This is a genomic window from Sinorhizobium americanum (genome assembly GCF_001651855.1).
Taxonomy (GTDB): Bacteria; Pseudomonadota; Alphaproteobacteria; order Rhizobiales; family Rhizobiaceae; genus Sinorhizobium; species Sinorhizobium americanum.
This window is the reverse complement of record NZ_LNQC01000056.1, coordinates 27,318-48,515: the sequence shown is the minus strand read 5'-3', so window position 1 is coordinate 48,515 and position 21,198 is coordinate 27,318. Positions and strand designations below refer to the sequence as shown.

The following is a 21,198-nucleotide window of genomic DNA, read 5'->3' as shown; positions in this document are numbered from 1 at the left end:
CTGTCCGTTCCTCCTTCTCCGCCGAATGCGCAGCATAGCGATATTTGCGATCGGACGCATCCAGGACAGATCGGTGCGGCATTGCCACTTCATCAAGCCGCGCGATTGACGATATAGATGTCCATGCGCGAATTTTGCCGCATTGCAAAAACGATTCTCGCTTGGATCAGGGGAAGCGCTCATGAACCAGTTCGATCTTATCGTCGTCGGCAGCGGTCCGGCCGGACGCAGAGGCGCAATCCAGGCGGCCAAGCTCGGCAGGAAAGTGCTCGTCATCGAGCAGGGCAAGCGGGTCGGCGGCGTCTCCGTGCACACCGGAACAATTCCGTCCAAGACGCTGCGCGAGACGGCGCTCAATCTCTCCGGCTGGCGCGAGCGCGGCTTCTACGGCCGCTCCTATCGCGTGAAGCAGGAGATCAGCGCCGAGGATCTGCGCCAGCGCCTCATCATCACGCTCAACCACGAAGTCGAGGTGCTGGAGCATCAATTCGCACGCAACCGCGTCCATCACATCCGCGGCAAGGCGAGCTTCGTCGATCCGACGACCCTCGAAATCGTCAAGGACGACGGCGAGAGCATGCAGGTTTCCGGCACCAGCATCCTGCTTGCCGTCGGCACGAAACCTTTCCGACCGGATTATATACCTTTCGACGGGAAGACCGTTCTCGACAGCGACGAGCTCCTCGAGATTCAGGATCTGCCGCGTTCGCTGGTGGTGATCGGCGCCGGGGTTGTCGGCATCGAATACGCTACCATCTTCAGCGCGCTGGACACGCAGGTGACGGTGATCGATCCCAAGGCCACCATGCTCGACTTCATCGACAAGGAAATCGTCGAGGATTTCACCTATCAGCTCAGGGACCGCAACATGAAGCTCAATCTCGGCCAGAAAGCCGAGAAGGTGGAGAGGCTCGATGATGGTAAGGTCATGCTTACGCTCGACAATGGCCGCAAGATCACCACGGAAATGGTGCTGTTTGCCGCCGGCCGAATGGGAGCAACCGATGCGCTCAATCTTCCGGCTGCCGGCCTCGAAGCGGACAGCCGCGGGCGTCTCAGCGTCAACCCGGAAACGTTCCAGACCGCGGTTCCGAACATCTATGCCGCAGGCGACGTGGTCGGTTTCCCGAGCCTCGCATCGACCTCGATGGAACAGGGCCGCGTCGCTGCGCGTGTCGCGGTCGGCGCGATCGCCAAGGAGCCGCAGAAATACTTCCCCTACGGCATCTATGCGGTGCCGGAAATCTCCACTTGCGGGCTCTCCGAAGAGGAAGTGAAGGAACGCGGTATCCCTTACGAATGCGGAATCGCGCGGTTCCGGGAAACGTCGCGCGGCCACATCATGGGACTCGATGCGGGCCTCTTGAAAATGATCTTCTCGCTGAAGACCCGGCGCCTGCTCGGCGTGCACATCATCGGCGAAGGTGCCACCGAACTCGTGCATATCGGCCAGGCGGTTCTGAACCTGAAGGGCACGGTCGAATATTTCGTCGAAAACACCTTCAACTACCCGACGCTTGCCGAGGCCTACAAGATTGCCGGGCTCGATGCCTGGAACCGCATGGGCGAAATCAAGGCGGTGTAGGTTTCCGCCTCTGCCTCCTGCAATTCATGCCGCCGGTTTCGGCGGCTTTTCTCTGCGCAAACGAAAAAGGCCGCCCGAAGGCGGCCTTTAACGATTCTGTACGGGCCGATTACTCGGCGCTTTCGTCGGCGGCCTTCTTCTTGGCCGGAACCTTTTTCTTCGGAGCCGCGGCTTCTTCGCCTTCGGCAGCTTCGGCCTTGGCGGCCGCCTTCTTCTTGGCAGGCGCCTTCTTGGCCGGCTTGTCTTCGGATTCGTCCTCGGCCATCAGGGCTTCCTTGGAAACCGTCTTGTCGGTCACGGAGACTTCCGAAAGCAGGTGATCGACGACCTTCTCTTCGAAGAGCGGCGCGCGCAGCGAAGCGGCTGCACCGGGCGTGTTCTTGAAGTAGTCGAGGATCTGCTTCTCCTGGCCGGGGAACTGACGAAGCTGCTCGAACAGCGAGCGCTGCATTTCGTCATCGCTCACCTGAACGCCGGCCTTCTCGCCGATTTCGGAGAGGACGAGGCCGAGACGGACGCGGCGCTCGGCGAGCTTGCGGTATTCGACGCGGGCTTCCTCTTCCGTCGTCTCTTCATCGGCGAAGGTCTTACCGGCCTGCTCGAGGTCGGTGTTGATCTGGCGCCAGATGTTGTCGAATTCGGCGTTGACGAGGCGCTCGGGCGTTTCGAACTGGTAGAGCTCGTCCAGTTGGTCGAGCAGCTGACGCTTGACCTTCTGGCGGGTGACCGAGCCGTACTGGCCTTCGATCTGGCCGCGGACGATTTCCTTCAGCTTGTCGACCGATTCGAGGCCGAGCTTCGTTGCCAGTTCGTCATTGATCTCTATCGGCGCAGCGCCGGCGACATCCTTGACGGTGATGTCGAAGGTTGCTTCCTTGCCCGCGAGATTGGCAGCCGGGTAGTCGGCCGGGAACGTGACGGTGATCGTCTTCTCGTCGCCCGCCTTGACGCCGATGAGCTGTTCTTCGAAGCCGGGGATGAAGCGGTTGGAGCCGAGAACCAGTTCGGCGTCCTCGTCCTTGCCGCCGTCGAAAGCAACGCCGTCGACCTTGCCGAGATAATCGATGGTGACGCGGTCGCCGTCGGCTGCCTTGCCCTTCTTCGATTCATAGCTGCGGGCGCTTTCGGCGATGCGCAGGATCTGCTCGTTGACTTCGTCGTCGCCGATCTCGACGACTTCGCGGGTCACCTTGATGCCGGTCGCATCCTTGAGCTCGATCGCCGGGATGATCTCGTAGGCGAGCGTGAACTCGAAATCGGCTTGGGCGTTGAGGATCTTGTCCGCTTCGGCCTCGTCCTCGGTCATGGCGACTTCAGGCTGCGTGGCCGATTTTTCGCCGCGGCTCGTCAGAATTTCGGTCGGCTTTTCGCGAACGATGTCGTTGACGAGCTCGGCCATGATCGACTTGCCGTAGACCTTCTTCAGATGCGAGACCGGCACCTTGCCGGGACGGAAGCCGTTGATGCGGACGCGGTCCTTCACCTCGGCCAAACGCTCGTTCATCCGAGTTTCCATTTCATCGGCCGGAATAACGACCTTGAGTTCGCGCTTCAGCCCTTGAGCGAGCGTTTCGATAACCTGCATGTTCAAACCTTCACTTCACGTTGACCGTGCTGTTGCCTAGATAAGTTCCGGCGAGCACGTGAGCCGATCCATTTGCCGGGAGTGGCTTTACGCAATTCCGCAACCGTTTTGCAAGCAAAATGGCACTTTGCCGCCCCTCCTCACCGTCGAATACCCCTATGTGGCCGAGATATTGTCTCCCCGAGCAATTCGAAAGACTGGAACCAGTATCTCTCTGCTGCGCAGGCTCAAATCACCGCCACGGAGATGTCGTTGACCAGACGCCAGTGAACCCAATCACTTAGCCGTAATCGTCCTATCGCTCTCGACAGGGCGTCACGAAGTCATGGCACGCTTCGCGGTTTCGTCACGGGCGCCAAATACACCCGATGGCAGCCGAATGGCAAGCATTTCCGGCGCGCCGCGCCGGCAGCGCGAGATGACGCCAAGGCAGCACCGGCGCCCTGCTCGCCCTTATGCAAGGCTTGCCAAAATGCCTTTCATTGTTCTACAGGCTTCGCAAGCACCTCCGTTGCCCGGTTGGTGGAATTGGTAGACACACTTGGTTTAGGTCCAAGCGCGAGAGCATGGGGGTTCGAGTCCCTCACCGGGCACCATCGTGACACGACCGCAGCGCCGCTGCAGCCATTCGATCGCTGCAAAAGACGGTTTGCGCAGGATGCAGATCTTCCATGTCGATATCGCACTGCACAAATGCGCCCAGCCGACTTATATTGCTGACATTGAGAGCGGCGTGGAAGAAACAAAGCCGCCCGCGGTTGGTCTCCCTCCCGGACTTCCGGAAATACCCCGAGCCGAAGCTCGACAGAATTCGAGGCAGCGTATTCCTCCTCCCAACGCTGTTTCGATAGGATTGGCAACAATCCTCCTCCCGGTTGCCAATCACCTTAACGACGCCCGCCGGATCTCCTCCCCCGGCGGGCGTTTTTCGTTCTTCGCACCTGCGATAAGATCTTCACGCTTGTGGAGTTAGGCTGAGCGTGGTTGCACAGTATTGAAGCACTTCCGCCAGGCGACCGTCGCAGCCATGCATCACGCGCATATGTGCCATTCCGCAGTGTCCCTATACAAATTAGGGGTGCACGCCTATCTTCAGATCATCGATCGGGCAGCGCACTCCTCCTCCCAGCGCCCCCGATACGGATTGGCAACCTCCTCCTCCCAGTTGCCAATCAGAACAAGCAACGCCCGCTGGATCTCCTCCCCCAGCGGGCGTTGTTTTTTGTGCGGTTCGAGCCACATTTCGATCTTCGCCGCCTCACCCGAGGCGATTCAAGGCACACCCGTCATCACCATAAATTAACACTGGATTAACGGCCGACAGAGGATTGCAAAAGCTGCATGGGTGCGATGCAGCATCGTCTCTGTTTTCCGAGGACAAATCGATTATATTCCCGTCCATAAGATGATGGCCAGCAAGAGAGATAGAGCGCTGGCGAACGACCCTGAAAGGAATAGGATCATGAACCTCGCACGTTCTTTCAACAATTGGCGCAAGTATCGTCAGACCTGCAGCGAGCTCGGCCGCATGAGCGACCGTGAGCTGAACGACCTCGGCATCGGCCGCGCGGACATTCCCTACGTTGCTCGCAAGGCTGTCAAGTAAGCGACAGACGGCTGCTGTTTCCAAACGCCCTCCGGCCCTGCCGGAGGGCGTTTTTCATTGCCTGCTTGGCGCTCGGCGACGGGACGCGTTTAGTCCATTTGGCACATCTATTTCGCACTGCAATAATGGCGGTCCTGAAAGCCTTGTTGGAACGGCTCGCGTCCAATGGCAGCGTCCGCGAAAACCGCTGCGAAACAACGCGCTACGGCGACGGGACGGAGATTAACCGCCGCTAAGATGCGATGCATTTTCGGGCTCCTCCGAGCCCCTGCACAGCAAAACATCGATGCAGTGCACAAATGCATAGCAGATGCATTTTCTTTGCACTCCACCTGCCAATTAGACAGGCGTATAAGAACCTCAACGACGCAGACAAATCACTGTCGCGCCCAATGATCTGAGGAAAACGACCATGAACCCCATTCGCCTTGCAAAGAGCTGGATCAACTACCGCCGCACTGTCGCCGAACTCGGCGGCCTTTCGAACCACGCCCTGAGCGATATCGGCATCACCCGCTACGATATCCGCAACATTGCGGCCCGCTCCTTCCGATAATCGGAACGAAGCCTCGAACTTCAAAGACGGCGCCTACGGGCGCCGTTTTTGTTGGAAGCGCGGCATGGCTATGCTAGGAAGCCGCGCATGAACAGGACCACCTCTCCTTACTCGCCCATTCATGTCATCGGCGGCGGGCTGGCCGGCTCGGAAGCCGCCTGGCAGATCGCCGAAGCCGGCGTGCCGGTCATTCTGCACGAAATGCGCGGCGTGCGCGGCACGGACGCGCACAAGACCGATGGCCTCGCCGAACTCGTTTGCTCCAACTCCTTCCGCTCCGACGACGCGACGAGCAACGCCGTTGGCGTACTGCATGCGGAAATGCGCCTCGCCGGCTCGCTGATCATGCAGGCAGCCGATCGCAACCAGGTGCCCGCCGGCGGCGCCCTTGCTGTCGACCGGGATGGCTTCTCGCAGGCGGTCGGCGCCCGGATCGAAAGCCACCCGCTGATCTCGGTGGTTCGCGAGGAAATCAGCGACCTGCCGCCCAGGGAATGGGATCTTGCGATCGTCGCCACCGGTCCGCTCACCGCTCCCGGCCTGGCCGAGGCGATCCGCCGCGAAACCGGCGCCGATGCTCTCGCCTTCTTCGACGCCATAGCGCCGATCGTCTACGCCGAGACGATCGACATGGATATTTGCTGGCACCAGTCGCGCTACGACAAGGTCGGTCCGGGCGGCACCGGCAAGGACTATATCAACTGCCCGATGACGGAGGAGCAATATAACGCCTTCGTCGATGCGCTGATCGCCAGCGACAAGTCCGGCTTCAAGGAATGGGAAGGTACGCCCTATTTCGACGGCTGCCTGCCGATCGAGGTGATGGCGGAACGCGGCCGCGAGACGCTGCGCCACGGCCCGATGAAGCCGATGGGGCTCACCAATGCCCACAACCCAACGGTCAAGCCCTACGCCGTCGTGCAGCTGCGTCAGGACAATGCATTGGGCACGCTCTACAACATGGTGGGCTTCCAGACCAAACTGAAATACGGCGCCCAAACGGAAGTGTTCCGGATGATTCCGGGCCTGGAGAACGCCGAATTTGCAAGACTCGGCGGCCTGCACCGCAACACCTATATCAACTCGCCGATCCTTCTCGACCACTCGCTGACGCTGAAATCCCGTCCCGGCCTGCGCTTTGCCGGCCAGATCACCGGCTGTGAGGGCTATGTGGAAAGCGCCAGCATCGGGCTTCTCGCCGGACGGTTCGCCGCTGCCGAGCGCAAGGGCGAAGTGCTGTCGCTGCCGCCGGACACGACGGCCTTCGGCGCGCTTCTCAACCACATCACCGGCGGGCACATCGTTTCGGAAGACGAGCCCGGCAAGCGGTCGTTCCAGCCGATGAACATCAATTTCGGCCTGTTTCCGCCGCTGGAGTCGGGTGCGCTTACGAGGCCCGAAGGTGCCAAACGCTTCCGCGGCAAGGAAAAGGCACTGGCCAAGAAGCAGGCGACTGCGGCCAGAGCACTCAAGGACTGCGGCGACTGGCTGGGCAACCAAGCGCTCTAACAACTTCAGTCGGTGGTCTGCGTCGCCGCTCTCTCTTCGACCGGTGCATCGAGCTCGGATTTCGGGCTGAAGCTGCCGAGCAGCCACAGCGAGACCTCTGCCGCCTCGGCCGCCGTCCGAAATTCGAAGCTGTTGTCCAGATAGGCGAAATCCGGGAAATGGACGATGAGCCCCTGCCCGCTTTCGGAGCTGTTCACCCGCAGCTTATCGGGATGAATGACATGGCATACGTAATGGGTGCCGTGAGACCGGATGAAGCCGGCCTTGCCGTCGTGTAGGCGGAGAAAGATGGCCTTGCCATCGATAGTCGAATGCAGCGCCCGGATTGCCTCATCCGGAAAGGCTCGGCCGAACTCGACCATGGCAGAACCGGTATCGGGATTGCTGGAGTCGCGCTCGGCGCGTGCATTCATCCAGACATAAAACGCGGCGACGAACGCAACCAGAGCGATGAGTATGAACCAAAGCATCATCCGTCCCCTTCGGACGACAGGAATAAGTAACGCCCATTCTTATCGCTCGAGGCTTGCGCCAGCTTGAACAGCGGCATGCGTCAAAAACGCCGGCGGCGGCTTGCGCGCCACATCCGCCATTGCCGTTGCCACTGGGGCGGCTGGATCGATTGCCGCAGGATCCGCGCTCCGGCGGCCTCGGCGCGCTCAAACACCGGCTCGGCAAGAGCAACGGAAATGAAGGCCGAGAAATTCTGCGGCGAGATCGAATCCAAACTACTGCGCGCTTTGGCGAGATGATCGCGGCCGAGCCCGCAGAATGCGCGAACGGCCCTGCCAATCGCGACCTCGTCGCGCCCGTCCAACAGCGTCTCCCGGTCGAGCCCGGTCGCCCGCAGGAGGTCGGCGGGAAAATAGACCTGGCCGCGCCGAGAATGGACCGGCAGGAGTAGCAAAAGGCCGGCGACCGTCTGCGCAACGCCGGCATGACCGGCAGCATCTGCGGACATTCGGGCATTCGCCGGGTCGAGAGTGAGAGAAGCCAGTTGAATGAGTGCGGATGCCGTTTCGCCCGCATAGCCTTCCAGCGCCGTCGTGTCCTCCATCGGGTCGTCGTAGAGGTCGAAAATGCGCGCGTCGATCATGTTCTGCAGAACCGCAACGGGCAGATGATGCTCGGAAATGCAGGCAAGCAGCGCCTCCGCCAGCGGGTGGCCCTCGCCCCCCGAACGGTTCTCCAGCAGGTCACGCCACCATTGCAGCCGAATTTCGCCGGGAAGCGGCTCGTGCACCAGGTCGCGGATGCGGGCGATCTCGGCATGGAAGGCGTAGAGGCAGGCAAGCGAGTGCCGCTTTTCCGGCGGGGCGAGCAGGCATGCAAGATAGCGATCACGATCGGTGTCCCGCAGTGTCGCGAGTATCTGGGCATCTGGCACTTGCACGCTGGAATTCCTTCGGCGCTCGATCACACCGCAATCAGGGCTGCAGCCACGGCGCGCGATTCGGCCAGCATGACATTGTAGGTGCGGACCGCCGCGCCGGTATTCATCGGATCGGACGATATATTGGCCGCTTTCAATGTCGCCTTCAGATCCGCCGGCAAGGGTCTGATGTCGCGGCCGGTCCCGACGAGCAGGACTTCGATTGCTTGAGCCTCCTCAAGAACGCGCCGAAATTTGTCGATCGCCAATGGATCGCCCTCGTCGACGTCCCAGGCATAGACGCCGGAGGGCAGCATCAGCACCGAGCCGCGGTGCGACATGTCGGCGAAGCGGAAGCCGCCATTGCCGTAAGCGTCGATCGGCGCGCGTCCTGGGAAGTGCGCTTCGCGCATTTCGATGCCTTTTGCCATCAGGCCGCCCTCCCCGTTGCCGTACCCTGCGGCGTCGTTCCGTGTCCGAGACGATTGTTTCGGCGGTTGAAGAGGATGAGCAGCGGCCCGGCGATATAGATCGACGAAATCGTTCCGATAACCACGCCGAAGAGGAGCGTTGCGCTGAAGGACTGCACGAGGCGGCTCCCGCCAAATAGGTAAAGCGCAACGAGGGCCAGTGCCGTCGTCATCGCCGTAAGGATCGTACGCGACAGGGTCTGGTTGATCGATGCGTCGATCAAGACCGAAAGCGGCATTCGCCGATAGCGTGCAAGGTTCTCCCGGACGCGGTCGTAGATCACCATCGTGTCGTTCAGCGAGTAGCAGACGATGGTCAGAAGCGCGGCGAGGCTCGCGAGGTTGAATTCGATGCCGGTCAACACCAGGAAGCCCATGGTCAACAGCACGTCGTGCAGCGTGGTGATGACGGCACCGGCAGCAAACTTCCAATCAAAACGCAACCAGACATAGAAGATAATCGCCAGTATCGCCGCCGCGACGGCGAGTGAACCGGCGCGCGTCAGTTCTCCGGACACCGCCGGGCCGACGACCTCGACACGCCGGAAGGTGTAGTCATCTTCGAGTTCGGCGCGGACCAACCCCATTGCGGTCTGATCGGCGTTGTCGCCGGCCTCCTGCGAAGGGATGCGCAGCAGGATATCCCGCGCCGAGGCAAGCTCCTGGATCTGAACCTCGGCGAGGTTCAGCTCGTCGAGGCGGGCGCGGACGTCCGCGACGTCGGCAGCGCCTTGCTTCGACCGGAGCTCCAGGAGCGAACCACCCTTGAAGTCGGCACCCATGTTGAGCCCGAGGCTGACCAGCAGGACGAGCGAAGCAACCGAGAGCGACGCCATCAGGATGAACACCGGATTGCGGAGGGCCATGAAGCGGATGTCCGCTTCGGCAAAGAAGCCTGTGCGAATGCCCCGGGGTAAATGTTTCGGCCGGCGGCGGCGATACCATCCGCGGATCAGCCGGCGGGTCAGGCTGTGCGCCGTCAGGATTGTCGTGAGGCTGCCAATGGCGAGCGTCGCCGCAAACCCGCTGATCGCCCCTGTCCCCAGCAGGAAAAGGATGACGCCCGCAATCAGCATCGTCAGGTTCGCATCGACTATGCTCCTCAAAACGCGCGAAAAGCCGTTGTCGAGGGCCTTGCGCAGCGGCTCACTGCTGCTGCGCACCTCCTCTCGCAGCCGCTCGTAGATGAGCACATTCGAATCGACCGCCACCCCGATCGTGAGAATGATCCCGGCGATCCCCGGCAGGGTCAGCGTAATTCCGAGAAGGGAGAGCACCGCGATGATGAGCACGAGATTGACGATCACCGCGACCACGGCGACAAGGCCGAAGAAACCGTAGAACCCGATCATGCAGGCGGCGACCGCAGCTGCCGCGGCCAACCCGGCCGTTAAGCCGTTGGCGATCGCGTCCGTGCCGACTTCCGGACCGACGGTGCGCTCTTCGATGACCGTCAGTGAGGTCGGAAGCGGCCCGGCTCGCAGCAGAGCGGCGAGATTCTCCGCGCCCTCCTCCGACAAGTCGCCGGAGAGCCGGACCATATCGCCTTCGATGACGTCGCCAAGCGCCGGTGTCGAGACCACCTGTCCGTCGAGCACGAAGGCGAATTGCCGGTTCGACGCAGCTTGCGACAGCGTTGCGAGCCGCGGGGACGCTTCGGCCGTCATCTTGATATCGACCACGGGCTCGCCGGTCTTGGGATCAATGCCGGGCTGCGCATCGGAAAAGTCCTGGGCGGAGGCGAAGGCCTGCCTTTCGACCAGATAGGGAACCGGCGGGTCGTCCAGCGAATAGAGAACTTCTGAGGCGGCGGGCGGCCGTGTGTCGAGGGCCTGCTGCGCCGGCATCGATGGGTCGAGCCACCGGAAAGCGACGCTGCCTCGTTGGCCCAGGAGGTCCTTGAGCCGTTGCGGGTCCTCCAAGCCGGGTATCTGGACGCTCAAGCGGTCGCTGCCGCGGCGCCGGATCACCGACTCCAAGGCCACCACCTCCCCGACGCGGCGGCGTACCGCTTCGATTGACTGGGTGAGCGCTGCGGACAGCCGGAAATCGATGCCCTCATTCGTCAGGCGCAGCCGAACCGGCTCCTGCGCCGTGGTCTCGTCAGCGACCAATTCCCGGATCGGGTTCGCAGGCCGATCTGGTGCCTCAACCGGCGTGGTGAGTGCGCTGAAGGCTTTGCGGGCCGCCGCGGATTTCGACGTATCGCGAAGGCGAAACTGTATTTCCTGCCCGCTGCCGGAAAGACCCGTATAGCCGATATCGGCATTCCTCAGCGCCTGCGCAATCGCTGCGATCGTGGTTTCCAGCCGATCTGCAACGATGCTGTCGCGATCGACCTTCAGGACGATGTCGGAGCCGCCCTTGAGATCGAGGCCGAGCGGCACCTGCCGATGCGGCAGCCACGTCGGCCATCCGGCAAGCTGCTCCCTCGGAACGATGTTCGGCAGAGCAAAGGCAAAACCGGCCAGAACGACCAGCCAGATCAGGGTGTTCTTCAGCGGCGAGAACTTGGGCATGCCTTAAGATGCTCCATCGCCAGGCCCGGCCGGCCGTGGCAGGTGAGGTTATTCCTTGACAGGCTCACCCTTCACGCGAACTTCGGACACGCCGCTGCGGGCCACGCGGACCTTGGTTCCCTCGGCGATTTCGACTTCGAGTTCCGCATCGTCGACGACCTTCGTCACCTTGCCGATGATACCGCCGCCGGTAACGATTTGATCGCCGCGGCGGATGTTCTTCAACAGCTCTTCGCGACGCTTCATCTGCGCACGCTGCGGGCGAATGATCAGGAAGTACATGACGACGAAGATGAGGATGAACGGCAGGATGGACATCAAAATGTCGGCCCCGCCGGCGGCGGGCGCGGCAGTCTGCGCAAAAGCTTCGGTAATGAACATCGATCACTCCTTGAGTTCAACCCACGCGGTTACCTGCCCGCGCGAAATCCGTCGGGAATATAGGGAAGCAATCCCACGACACAAATGTCGGCCCCCTTCTCCGTTGCTCCTGCCTCTGACACAATTTCCGCAACAGGAGAACCCCTTGAGGGCGCGCAGCCAGGCTTTTCCAGCGCAAACCGCCGTGCTACCGACAAAATCGCCACGTCCGGAGGAGATGCAGCCCCGACCAATCAAGCAATTGCCCGGCGCCGCATACTTCGCCAAGAGCAAGAGCCAAGCCCGCAGACCACGACATTCCTGGAGATAGAGAGATGCGCGAAAGCAAGCTCGAGATTCTGATCAACGAAATGCAGAAGCTTTCGGCAGCGCTCGACCGGATCGCCGGACCGGCGCCGGCGGAGAACGACTGGAACAAGGCGGAGTGCTTCGTCTGGGCACCCGTTACCCGCCATTTGCAACCGGTAACCAAACCGAATCGCATCGATCTCTCGTTGATCACCGGTGTCGATCATGTCCGCGACATCCTCTTCGACAACACACTTCGCTTCGCCGAGGGTTTTCCCGCGAACAACGTGCTCCTCTGGGGCGCACGCGGCATGGGCAAGTCTTCGCTGGTCAAGGCGGTCCATGCGAAGGTGGCGCGTGATGGCGGCAGCGGCCTGAAGCTCGTCGAGGTACATCGCGAGGACATCGCCTCCCTCCCCGCCCTGATGGACATCCTGCGGCAAGCCGATATGCCGGTGATCGTCTTCTGCGATGACCTTTCCTTCGATCACGACGATACGTCGTACAAATCGCTGAAGGCCGTTCTTGACGGCGGAGTCGAGGGCCGTCCGGAGAATGTCGTGCTCTATGCGACCTCGAACCGAAGGCACCTTCTGCCGCGCGACATGATGGAAAACGAACAGTCGACGGCCATCAATCCTTCGGAGGCCGTCGAGGAAAAGGTCTCGCTCTCGGACCGCTTCGGGCTGTGGCTCGGCTTTTACAAATGCAGCCAGGACGACTATCTGGCCATGGTCGACGGCTATGCCCGCTATTTCCGCCTGCCCGTCGAACCGGCGTCGCTGCACGCCGAGGCCCTCGAATGGGCGACGACGCGGGGATCGAGATCCGGCCGCGTTGCCTGGCAATTCATTCAGGATTTGGCTGGCCGTCTGCGCCGCCAACTGGACGCGACGGCCTGACCGGACGCGCCGAGCGCCCGGTGAAGACTATTCGAGGAAGGTCGAAGGGTTCACCGGGGTCGCGTTCTTCCGCACCTCGAAGTGCACCTGCGGCTGGCTCGCCTTGCCCGTCATGCCGGAAGCGGCAAGCGTCTGGCCGCGCTGTACCTTCTCGCCACGCTGAACCTTGAGCTGCGAGGCGTTGCCATATACCGTGACGGTGCCGTCATCGTGGCGGACCAGGACGGCATTACCCAATTCCTTGAGGCTGCTGCCGGAATAGATGACCACACCATTCTCGGCGGCCTTGATCGGCGTGCCTTCAGGCACCGAAATGTTGATGCCGTCATTGCGGTTGCCGTCGACATTGGCGCCATAGGGGGCAACGACCGCGCCGCGCACCGGCCAGCGATATTTGCTAATGCCGGTCGACTTCGGAGACTCCTCATCGATATCACTCTTGATGGCGACGTCCGAAACGCTTTCCTTGGCGACCGGAGCCTTGTATTCCGCCGGCTTGCCCTGGTCGAGCGACGCCACTTTCGTTTCCGCCTTGGCCGGCACGGAAGCCGTGACGACTGCATCGGTCGCCTTTGCTCCAGCAGCAGGCACCTTCAGTTTCTGGCCGACGCGAATAGCTTCCGCTGTCAGGCCATTTGCCTGCTTCAGCGCTGCAACCGAGACGCCGTTGGCCCTGGCGATTTTGTTCAACGAATCTCCCGGCTTGACGGTGTAGCCGCCATCCGAGCCGTCGCCCGCACCGGCATTGTTGAGCTTGCCCGCAGCCACGTCGTTGCGGCCTTCACTCTTTTCACGGGACTGGGACTGGCCCGGGAGGATCGCCATCTCGCGCTGGCTGGCAGGCAGCGGCGAAGGCTGTCTCTTGCCGCCTTCGAAGTCGGCGATGGAACCGGAGGCTGCGGCCTTTGCGGCACTGCTCGCACCGCCAAAGGTCGGCACGACGAGGCGTTGACCCGGCTCCACCTGGCTTGCGGACTTCAAGCCGTTTGCCTTGAGGATTTCCTTTTCCGGAACTCCGAAGCGGCGGGCCAATACGGCAACGGTGTCGCCCGGGCGCACCATGATCGTGGGTGCGTTCGCCGTCGTCCAGCCACCCTTGCTCGGAGTCGCCTTGATGTCCGCCGGCAACGGCTCAGCCTTGGCGAGTATGGGCTGCGGCTGGCGGGCGGCGGGAAGCGCCTGTGGCTGACGCGATGCGGCCGTCGCCGGCTCCGCCAAGGCGGTGCGCTGAACGCTGACCGGCGTCGAGGCGGCCCGAGCGCTGGAGACCGGCGTGCTCGCCGTGCTCATCGGATCGTAGGAGGCGGTCTGCGCGGAGGTTGGAAAAGCCTGACCGTAAGAGCCGCCGCCAGAACCGGCGGACGAGGCCAATTGGCCGCCAGAGACATCGCCACGCGGCACATTGCCCGGGATGGAACTGGTCGTAATGTCATCCGAGCTCGAAAAGAGCCCGTTAAAACGGCTGACGTCGGAGCTGCAACCGGTCGCGACGCTTGCCAGCAAAACCGCCCCGCACAGGCGGATCAAAGACTTCCCTGCACCGGGAGATGAAAAATGACGCATGACGCTTACCCACTCCGAACGCAACTCGCTGTGGAATGATTAAAGCGCATTAGAGTTACCGCCCGGTTAAGGGCGGGACTCATTTGACGAAATGCTAACCATAGGATGTCCGCTCGTCCGGACGGCGGACGCCGTTCTGCTCAAAGCGCCGCAGTGGCAAAGCTCAAAGGAGCTCGGAATAGAGGCGCTCGATTTCCGACAGCGATCGCGATTCAGGCGGCTGCTCCTCATAGCTGATGCTGCCGACGTCCCAGCCGACGAAAGGAGTTTCGCGGACCGGAAGGTCGGTGGACCCGACTGATGTGACAGTCTTGTCCTCGTCCAGGAAGACGCTGACGAGCCTTTCGAAATTTCCGCCCGTGTCCAATCCGCTTCCGGCATCGTATTCGAGCGAGCGCAAGCCGGCCAGGGCCGCCTCCCTCGTGCCGAAATAACGCAGGCTGTTCTGGTCCTCCGGTCGGAGATTGTCATAGTAGTCGATGAAGGAACTGTAGTAGGCCCTGTAGTCGCTGGTTTCGGCATGTTTTCCGAAGGCCTGATATTCGCGCGCGGCAAGCTGCGGGGAAAGCGTGTTATTCCATTCGTCCCGGGTCAAGGGCGGCAATTTCTCCGGCGTCTTTCTTGTCCGGCTGAGATAGAGCAAAGCATCGACCGACAGCGAGATGCGCGGCGACGGGTCAAAGAAGCTTACGGGCGGTGCCTGGACACCGCCGTCGTCCTTGCTTCCGGAGACGACCTGCCCGGCGGGACGGCCGGCGAGATTGCCCAAACCGTCGCCGGTTGTCGCTGCAGTCAGCCTGTTCGCAATCTCCATCCACCGTCTCCGTCACTGGCACGATGAAGCGATCAACGCCAGGCGCGAGGCAAACCTGCCTTCAGCCATCGTGCCCGTCCGAGCTAAGGGCTGAAGCTTGCGCGAAGCTGGATTTGGTTAAGAATGCGTTAACGGGCTGATCTGAAAGGCGTTTGCTGTATCGACGCAACGTCGTAACGATGCCTGCGCCGGCCCCGGCAGCCGAGAATCAGATCAGCCTTCCTTCAAAGATACGAAGCGAGCTGCGGTACGATCGGAAGATAGGGTGCATCGAACAGGTCTTCACGATCGAAACGGCTGCCCGTCCGGCTGACCCGGACGATGCGGCACTGTGTTTCGCTCATCATGATCGGGACGAGCAGAGTACCGCCGGAGACGAGATGATCGGAAAACATGCGGGGAAGGCTGCTGAAGGCGGCAGTGATGAGAATTCGGTCGAAGGTCCCCTCGCCCGGCACTCCGGAACTGCCATCCGCATGCCTGACCACGACATTGCGGATGCCGGCCTTTTCGAGGTTCTTCTGCGCCGAACCCACCAATGTCTGGTAGCGGTCGATGGTCAGGATGCGTTCGGCGATACGCCCCATCACCGCGGCGGTGAAGCCGCTGCCTGTCCCGACCTCGAGAATACGCTGGCCCGGCTTGATGTTCAGGCAATGCAGCAGGCGGACGGCGAAGTCGCAGCCTTCCATGAACGAACCACAATCAAGCGGGATCAAGCGTTTGGAATAGACGTCGTCCTGGTATTGCGGCGGACAGAAATTGCGGCGCGGAGTCTGCTCGACGGCCTTGAGCAAATCGTGATTGACCACGCCGGCGGAACGAAGGCGCAGCGCCATCGCTGCAAAGCCTTCCTGCTGCGAAACGCGTTCGTTCAAGCCCCTGTCCCTTCCCGCAGCGCGCGCGCAATGCGCTCCTGGACAGTATAGTCAGTCATATCCAGTTTAAGCGGGGTTACCGAAATCCGGTTATCGCGCACAGCGTGAATGTCGGTGCCGGAGCGAAAGTCGCCGGAACGCTCGCCGAAGCGGAGCCAGAAATAGGGAAATCCGCGACCATCGATACGTTCGTCGATGCTGAGGCCGAATTCGAGCTTGCCTTGTGAGGTCACTTCGACGCCCCCCACCGCATCAGCTGCGCAATCGGGGAAGTTCACATTGAGAAGCGTGCCATCCGGAAGCTCGACGTTCATCAAGGTGCGGATCAAGGCGGGCGCATGGGTCTCGGCGACAGCCCACGAAACGGCGCCGCCGACGGCATGCCGGTAAGCCTGGCTGACGGCGATCGACCGGATTCCCTGCAGCGTGCCTTCGATCGCGCCGGCGACCGTGCCGGAATAGGTGACGTCGTCGGCGAGGTTGGCGCCGATGTTGACGCCCGAAAGGACGAGATCCGGCTTGCGGTCGAGGATCTTGCGCGCCGCCATGATGACGCAGTCGGTCGGCGTTCCCCGGAGCGCAAAGCGCTTCTCCGAGACCTGCCGCAGCCGCAGCGGCTCGGAGAGCGTCAGCGAATGGGCAAGACCGCTCTGGTCCACTTCCGGAGCGACGACCCAGACATCATCCGAGATCGTCAGGGCGATCCGCTCGAGGACAGAGAGCCCTTCGGCATGAATGCCATCGTCATTGGTCAGCAGGATGCGCATTCCGGTCTCTTTCGCTTGCCCGTGCTTCAGGCCGCCTTCTCGATCCGCCTGAGTCCGCCCATGTAGGGAACGAGAACCTCCGGCACGGAGACCGAGCCGTCGTCATTCAGATAGTTCTCGATGACGGCGATCAGCGCACGGCCGACAGCGACGCCGGAACCGTTCAGCGTATGGACGAACTTCGTGCCCTTTTCTTCCTTGGTGCGGTAGCGCGCATTCATGCGCCGCGCCTGGAAGTCGCCGCAGACCGAGCAAGACGAGATTTCGCGATAGGTATGCTGCCCCGGCAGCCAGACCTCCAGATCGTATGTCTTGCGTGCGCCGAAGCCCATATCCCCGGTGCAGAGCGTCATGACCCGGTAATGCAGACCGAGCCGCTTCAGCACCTCCTCGGCGCAGGCCGTCATCCGCTCATGCTCGTCGATCGAGCTCTCGGCGTCGGTGATCGATACCAGTTCGACCTTGTTGAACTGATGCTGGCGCAGCATGCCGCGTGTGTCGCGACCGGCAGACCCCGCCTCCGAGCGGAAGCATGGCGTCAGGGCCGTGAAGCGCAGCGGCAACTTCTCGCCCTCTAGGATCTGCTCGCGCACCATGTTCGTCAGCGGAACCTCCGCCGTCGGAATCAGCCAGCGGTCGTCCGTCGTGCGGAAGAGATCTTCCGCGAACTTCGGCAACTGGCCGGTCCCATACATCGCATCGTCGCGGACGAGCAGCGGCGGCTGCACCTCGATATAGCCGTGCTCCTGCGTATGCAGGTCCAGCATGAACTGGCCAAGGGCGCGCTCCAGCCGGGCAAGCTGACCCTTCAAAATGGTGAAGCGCGAGCCGGCAATGCGTGCGGCCCCTTCGAAGTCCATGAACCCCAAGGCTTCGCCGATTTCGAAATGCTCGAGCGGCTTGTGATTCCACGTGGGCTTGGCGCCGACAGCCCGGCTCTCGACATTGCCGCTCTCGTCCGCGCCGACCGGGACATCGTCGAGCGGAACGTTCGGAATGCGCGACAGCGTATCGTTGAGCTCGGCTTCGATCCGGCGGCTTTCCTCTTCGGCAGCCGGCAGGGCGTCCTTGAGTTCGGCGACCTCGGCCTTGAGCTTTTCGGCGAGCTCGCCGTTCTTCTGCGCCATGGCGGCGCCGATCTCCTTCGAGGCGGCGTTGCGGCGCGACTGCATCTCCTGCAGCGATTGCAAGACCGTGCGACGGCGCTCGTCAAGCGCGATCAGCGATGCCGACAACGGCTCCGCGCCCCGCTTCGCGAGCGCATTGTCGAGCAGGTCAGCATTCTCACGAATCCATTTGATGTCGAGCATAGTCGTCCCACGCGTTGGTCGGTCAGGTCACGGCGCGATTACGTCAGCCCTGGGCGGGCCCGACCGTTCCCGAAGAACCTTCCTGCGAAGACGCAGACTCGCCTGCAAGTGCTTCAGCTTCCCGCTGCCTTTCAACGAGTCGCGCCGTATAGATTGAAATCTCGTAGAGAAGGATGGCTGGCAGCGCAAGACCGATCTGGGAAACCGGATCCGGTGGCGTCAGCACGGCTGCGACGATGAAAGCGATGACGATGGCATATTTGCGCTTCTCGGCAAGCCCCTGCGAGGTAACGAAGCCGACGCGCGCCAGGAGCGTGGTGACGACCGGCAACTGGAAGACCAGGCCGAAGGCGAACACCAGCGACATGATCAGGCTCAGATATTCCGAGACCTTCGGCAGCAGCTGGATCGCAACCTGCCCCTCACCGCCGCCCTGCTCCATGGCCAGGAAGAACCACATGACCATCGGGGTGAAGAAGAAATAGACCAGCGCCCCACCCAGCAGGAAAAGAAGCGGAGAGGCAATCAGGAACGGCAGAAAGGCAGCCCGCTCGTTCTTGTAGAGCCCGGGCGCGACGAACTTGTAGACCTGCGAGGCGATCACCGGAAAGGCAATCACCAGCGCCCCGAACATCGCCACCTTGATCTGGGTGAAGAAGAATTCCTGTGGGGCGGTGTAGATGAGTTCAACGTTGCGATGGCTGAGACCGGCCCAGCTCACCGCCCACTTGAACGGCAGCACGAGAAGGTTGAACAGCTGCTTGGCGAAATAGAAGCAGACAAGGAAGGCAACGAAGAAGGCGCCGACCGCCCACATCAACCGCGCGCGAAGCTCGATCAAGTGCTCGATCAACGGCTGCGGCTTGTCCTCGATATCGCCGCTCATGCGTCACCTTTTTTCTTGCGCGAAGCTGCGCTTGTCTTCTCGGCGCTGACAGCGGGCGCGTCCGCGCCAGTTGTGGTCTTCCTGACGGCCGCCTTCTTCGGCGCGGCCGAGGAGGCGGTCCTCTTGGCGGCTCCATTCGTAGCCGGTTCCTTGCCGCTCGACGATTTCAGCGAAGCGGCTCTCGGCTTGGCCGCGCGCTTCGGCGTCGCCTCGGCCGCCTTCGGCTCCGCAACTTTTACCTCCTCCGCCGCTGCGCGTTCCATCTGCCGGGAGGCAGACCCCACCGCCGCGGCTGCCACCGTCTCGACCGGCTTCGCCGGCGATCCAGCGGGCGCGAGCGCCGGCTCGATTTGAGGTTCAGGCGTGACGGGAGCCTCGGGCGCCACGGCCTGGGCCGGTGCGTCGGGCGTCGTCGCCCGCTGCAAATCGGATTTGATCTCGTTCCCGAGCTGGCGCAACGGGTTCATGGCATCGCGAAGCGCCGTGGTCGGATTGAGGCTTTGCGCATCACTGATCGTCTTGCGGACCTCGTCGAGATCGGCCTCGCGCAACGCTTCATCGAACTGGCGGCGGAAATCGGAGGCCATGCCCCGCATCCGTGCCGTCATCCGCCCGAAGGCCCGCAGCATGGGCGGCAGGTCCTTCGGTCCAACGACGACGATCAAGACGATTGCGATAACAACAAGCTCGGTCCAGCCGATATCAAGCATCCGACGCGCCCTACAAACCCGTAATGCGGCTCACCGGGCGCCAGGCGCGCCGGTTGACCATTTCCGATCGTCAGCGGACTTCGTCGGACTTGTGCTCGACGGTCTTGCCGTCGATCGTCTTGTCGGCCGAGGCGGCGTCCTCGTCGGTCATGCCCTTCTTGAAGTTCTTGATGCCCTTGGCAACGTCGCCCATCAATTCCGGGATCTTGCCACGGCCAAACAACAGCAGCACGACTACCAGAACGATCAGCCAATGCCAGATGCTAAACGAACCCATCCACTTACTCCCTCAGGCTTTATCGATTTAAAGCCATCACGTTGTCATTTTTCGGGCGCTGCTTGAAGGCGCGCCGTCATTCTGACCGAACCTAAGATGTCGAGGCGTCTTTTTCAAACACCAATATGTCGCGCTCGTTAACGGAAAGCGTGACGTCACGCAATCCTTGCGGCAACAGATCGGCGCGGATGCGGGCCCGTACCGTCCGCTCCGACTGCGGCACGGCGAGTTCCAGCAGCTCGACAACGCCCAGGAAGCGGCGAGAGAGGATGCGCGCCGGGATGTCGCCGCCCTCCGGCTCCAACTGAACACCGGAGAGTCGCACCGCCACGCTCAAGGGCTGCCCCTCCTTGTATTCTCCGGCAGGCACGCCACCGAGCGGCGTTTCGACGCGGCCGCCGCGCACGCGCGCATCGAACACGTTGATCTCGGAAAAGAACCCGGCGGCAAAGAGATTGCAAGGCTTGCGATAGAGCTCGTCGGCGGTGCCGACCTGAACGAGACAGCCATCCTTCAGCAGCGCGATACGGTCGGCCATGCGCATCGCCTCTTCCGCGTCATGGGTGACGACGATCGCCGTCGCCCGCGTTTCACGCAGGATGGCCAGCGTGTCGGCACGAATGGAGTCCTTGAGGCGGGAATCGAGACCCGAGAAAGGCTCGTCCATCAACAGCACCGCCGGCCGCGGGGCGAGCGCTCGCGCGAGCGCCACCCGTTGCTGCTCGCCGCCTGAAAGCACATGCGGGTAACGATCTGCGTAATGAAACAGCCCCACGCGATCAAGCGCCGCATCGGCCTGCATCAAAGCCTCCTTCTTCGGCAGGTCGTTCAAGCCGAAGCAGACATTGTCGCGAATGGTCATGTGCGGGAAGAGCGCGAAATCCTGGAACATCAGCCCGACGCCACGCCTTTCCGGCGGCAGGAAGACGGAGGGACCGGATATTTCCTGCCCGTTCAGCAGAAGTCGGCCGCCGGTCTGCATCTCGATGCCGGCCGCGATCCGGAGCAAGGTTGTCTTGCCGGACCCGGAGGGGCCGAGCAGGCACAGCACTTCGCCGGCCTCGGCAGTCAGCGAGACGTTCTTGATCGTGTCCTTCGAATGATAGCGGTGGCTGATGTTTTCGAATGCGAGGCTCGCCGCAAAGGACACACCCTGGCGTCTCGTCGTCGCAACGGCGCCGTTGAGCGTGTCTGAACCCATACCCGCATTCCTTGACCGA

Annotated in this window: 21 protein-coding genes and 1 tRNA gene; 6 read left to right on the top strand and 16 right to left on the bottom strand. The window is 62.0% G+C overall.

What is annotated here, in order from left to right:
- The first annotated feature begins 181 nt into the window (after nt 1-181).
- A complete protein-coding gene (gene sthA / locus ATC00_RS16295) occupies nt 182-1,585 on the top strand; it encodes a Si-specific NAD(P)(+) transhydrogenase (RefSeq protein WP_064253591.1) in 1,404 nt (467 codons plus the stop codon).
- A 109-nt stretch (nt 1,586-1,694) separates the two neighbouring features.
- Here sthA and tig read toward each other — a convergent pair whose 3' ends face one another.
- Nucleotides 1,695-3,170, bottom strand: coding sequence for a trigger factor (gene tig, locus ATC00_RS16290; protein ID WP_037384484.1), 1,476 nt, complete (start codon nt 3,168-3,170; stop codon nt 1,695-1,697).
- 513 nt (nt 3,171-3,683) lie between these two features.
- Between tig and ATC00_RS16285 the strand changes: the two genes are divergently transcribed.
- A tRNA-Leu gene (locus ATC00_RS16285) sits at nt 3,684-3,766 on the top strand.
- Nucleotides 3,767-4,262: 496 nt separating this feature from the next.
- Here ATC00_RS16285 and ATC00_RS32615 read toward each other — a convergent pair.
- On the bottom strand, nt 4,263-4,412 hold the full coding sequence (locus ATC00_RS32615) for a hypothetical protein (RefSeq protein WP_156911494.1): 150 nt from the start codon (nt 4,410-4,412) through the stop codon (nt 4,263-4,265).
- 220 nt (nt 4,413-4,632) lie between these two features.
- Here ATC00_RS32615 and ATC00_RS30585 point away from each other — a divergent pair, with 220 nt between their 5' ends.
- The 3 genes from ATC00_RS30585 to trmFO all read left to right on the top strand — a co-directional run bounded on the left by ATC00_RS30585 (nt 4,633) and on the right by trmFO (nt 6,841).
- Complete coding sequence (locus ATC00_RS30585) at nt 4,633-4,776, top strand: DUF1127 domain-containing protein (RefSeq protein WP_064506642.1); 144 nt, start codon at nt 4,633-4,635, stop codon at nt 4,774-4,776.
- Nucleotides 4,777-5,188: 412 nt separating this feature from the next.
- A complete protein-coding gene (locus tag ATC00_RS34070) occupies nt 5,189-5,332 on the top strand; it encodes a DUF1127 domain-containing protein (protein ID WP_014328242.1) in 144 nt (47 codons plus the stop codon).
- Nucleotides 5,333-5,419: 87 nt separating this feature from the next.
- Nucleotides 5,420-6,841, top strand: a complete 1,422-nt coding sequence (trmFO, locus tag ATC00_RS16280) for a methylenetetrahydrofolate--tRNA-(uracil(54)-C(5))-methyltransferase (FADH(2)-oxidizing) TrmFO (protein WP_037384487.1) — start codon at nt 5,420-5,422, stop codon at nt 6,839-6,841.
- A 5-nt stretch (nt 6,842-6,846) separates the two neighbouring features.
- Here the strand turns inward: trmFO and ATC00_RS16275 are convergent, their stop codons facing one another.
- The 5 genes from ATC00_RS16275 to yajC all read right to left on the bottom strand — a co-directional run bounded on the left by ATC00_RS16275 (nt 6,847) and on the right by yajC (nt 11,583).
- A complete protein-coding gene (locus ATC00_RS16275) occupies nt 6,847-7,311 on the bottom strand; it encodes a hypothetical protein (RefSeq protein WP_037385148.1) in 465 nt (154 codons plus the stop codon).
- Between the two features lie 83 nt (nt 7,312-7,394).
- Nucleotides 7,395-8,234, bottom strand: a complete 840-nt coding sequence (locus tag ATC00_RS16270) for a phytoene/squalene synthase family protein (protein ID WP_064253590.1) — start codon at nt 8,232-8,234, stop codon at nt 7,395-7,397.
- A gap of 23 nt (nt 8,235-8,257) precedes the next feature.
- Entirely contained in the window at nt 8,258-8,644 is a 387-nt protein-coding gene (locus tag ATC00_RS16265) for an Mth938-like domain-containing protein (RefSeq protein WP_064253589.1), read from the bottom strand.
- Nucleotides 8,644-11,202 carry a protein translocase subunit SecDF gene (gene secDF, locus ATC00_RS16260; protein ID WP_064253588.1) on the bottom strand — a complete coding sequence of 853 codons (2,559 nt, stop codon included), beginning with the start codon at nt 11,200-11,202 and terminating at the stop codon, nt 8,644-8,646. The genes ATC00_RS16265 and secDF overlap by 1 nt, the downstream gene beginning before the upstream one ends.
- A 48-nt stretch (nt 11,203-11,250) precedes the next feature.
- A complete protein-coding gene (yajC, locus tag ATC00_RS16255; RefSeq protein WP_037384499.1) occupies nt 11,251-11,583 on the bottom strand; it encodes a preprotein translocase subunit YajC in 333 nt (110 codons plus the stop codon).
- A 314-nt stretch (nt 11,584-11,897) separates the two neighbouring features.
- On the opposite strand from yajC, the gene ATC00_RS16250 reads away from it, so the two are divergent.
- Nucleotides 11,898-12,773 carry an ATP-binding protein gene (locus tag ATC00_RS16250; RefSeq protein ID WP_064253587.1) on the top strand — a complete coding sequence of 292 codons (876 nt, stop codon included), beginning with the start codon at nt 11,898-11,900 and terminating at the stop codon, nt 12,771-12,773.
- Between the two features lie 27 nt (nt 12,774-12,800).
- On the opposite strand, the gene ATC00_RS16245 is transcribed toward ATC00_RS16250, so the two are convergent.
- From ATC00_RS16245 to ATC00_RS16205, 9 genes are all read right to left on the bottom strand, one after another.
- Entirely contained in the window at nt 12,801-14,336 is a 1,536-nt protein-coding gene (locus tag ATC00_RS16245) for a LysM peptidoglycan-binding domain-containing protein (protein WP_064253586.1), read from the bottom strand.
- Nucleotides 14,337-14,499: 163 nt separating this feature from the next.
- Nucleotides 14,500-15,150 (bottom strand): hypothetical protein, encoded by a 651-nt coding sequence (locus ATC00_RS16240; RefSeq protein WP_037384506.1) that lies wholly within the window; start codon nt 15,148-15,150, stop codon nt 14,500-14,502.
- A 224-nt stretch (nt 15,151-15,374) separates the two neighbouring features.
- On the bottom strand, nt 15,375-16,028 hold the full coding sequence (locus ATC00_RS16235) for a protein-L-isoaspartate(D-aspartate) O-methyltransferase (protein WP_072642806.1): 654 nt from the start codon (nt 16,026-16,028) through the stop codon (nt 15,375-15,377).
- Entirely contained in the window at nt 16,025-16,795 is a 771-nt protein-coding gene (surE, locus tag ATC00_RS16230) for a 5'/3'-nucleotidase SurE (RefSeq protein WP_064253585.1), read from the bottom strand. Before surE ends, ATC00_RS16235 begins: the two co-directional genes overlap by 4 nt.
- Before the next feature lie 26 nt (nt 16,796-16,821).
- A complete protein-coding gene (serS, locus tag ATC00_RS16225; RefSeq protein ID WP_064253584.1) occupies nt 16,822-18,105 on the bottom strand; it encodes a serine--tRNA ligase in 1,284 nt (427 codons plus the stop codon).
- A gap of 43 nt (nt 18,106-18,148) precedes the next feature.
- Entirely contained in the window at nt 18,149-18,991 is an 843-nt protein-coding gene (tatC, locus tag ATC00_RS16220) for a twin-arginine translocase subunit TatC (RefSeq protein ID WP_037384517.1), read from the bottom strand.
- Nucleotides 18,988-19,701 (bottom strand): Sec-independent protein translocase protein TatB, encoded by a 714-nt coding sequence (gene tatB, locus ATC00_RS16215; RefSeq protein WP_064253583.1) that lies wholly within the window; start codon nt 19,699-19,701, stop codon nt 18,988-18,990. The genes tatC and tatB overlap by 4 nt, the downstream gene beginning before the upstream one ends.
- A gap of 70 nt (nt 19,702-19,771) precedes the next feature.
- Nucleotides 19,772-19,978, bottom strand: coding sequence for a twin-arginine translocase TatA/TatE family subunit (locus ATC00_RS16210; protein ID WP_018239649.1), 207 nt, complete (start codon nt 19,976-19,978; stop codon nt 19,772-19,774).
- A 91-nt stretch (nt 19,979-20,069) separates the two neighbouring features.
- A complete protein-coding gene (locus tag ATC00_RS16205; protein ID WP_037384522.1) occupies nt 20,070-21,179 on the bottom strand; it encodes an ABC transporter ATP-binding protein in 1,110 nt (369 codons plus the stop codon).
- Between the last annotated feature and the right edge of the window lie 19 nt (nt 21,180-21,198).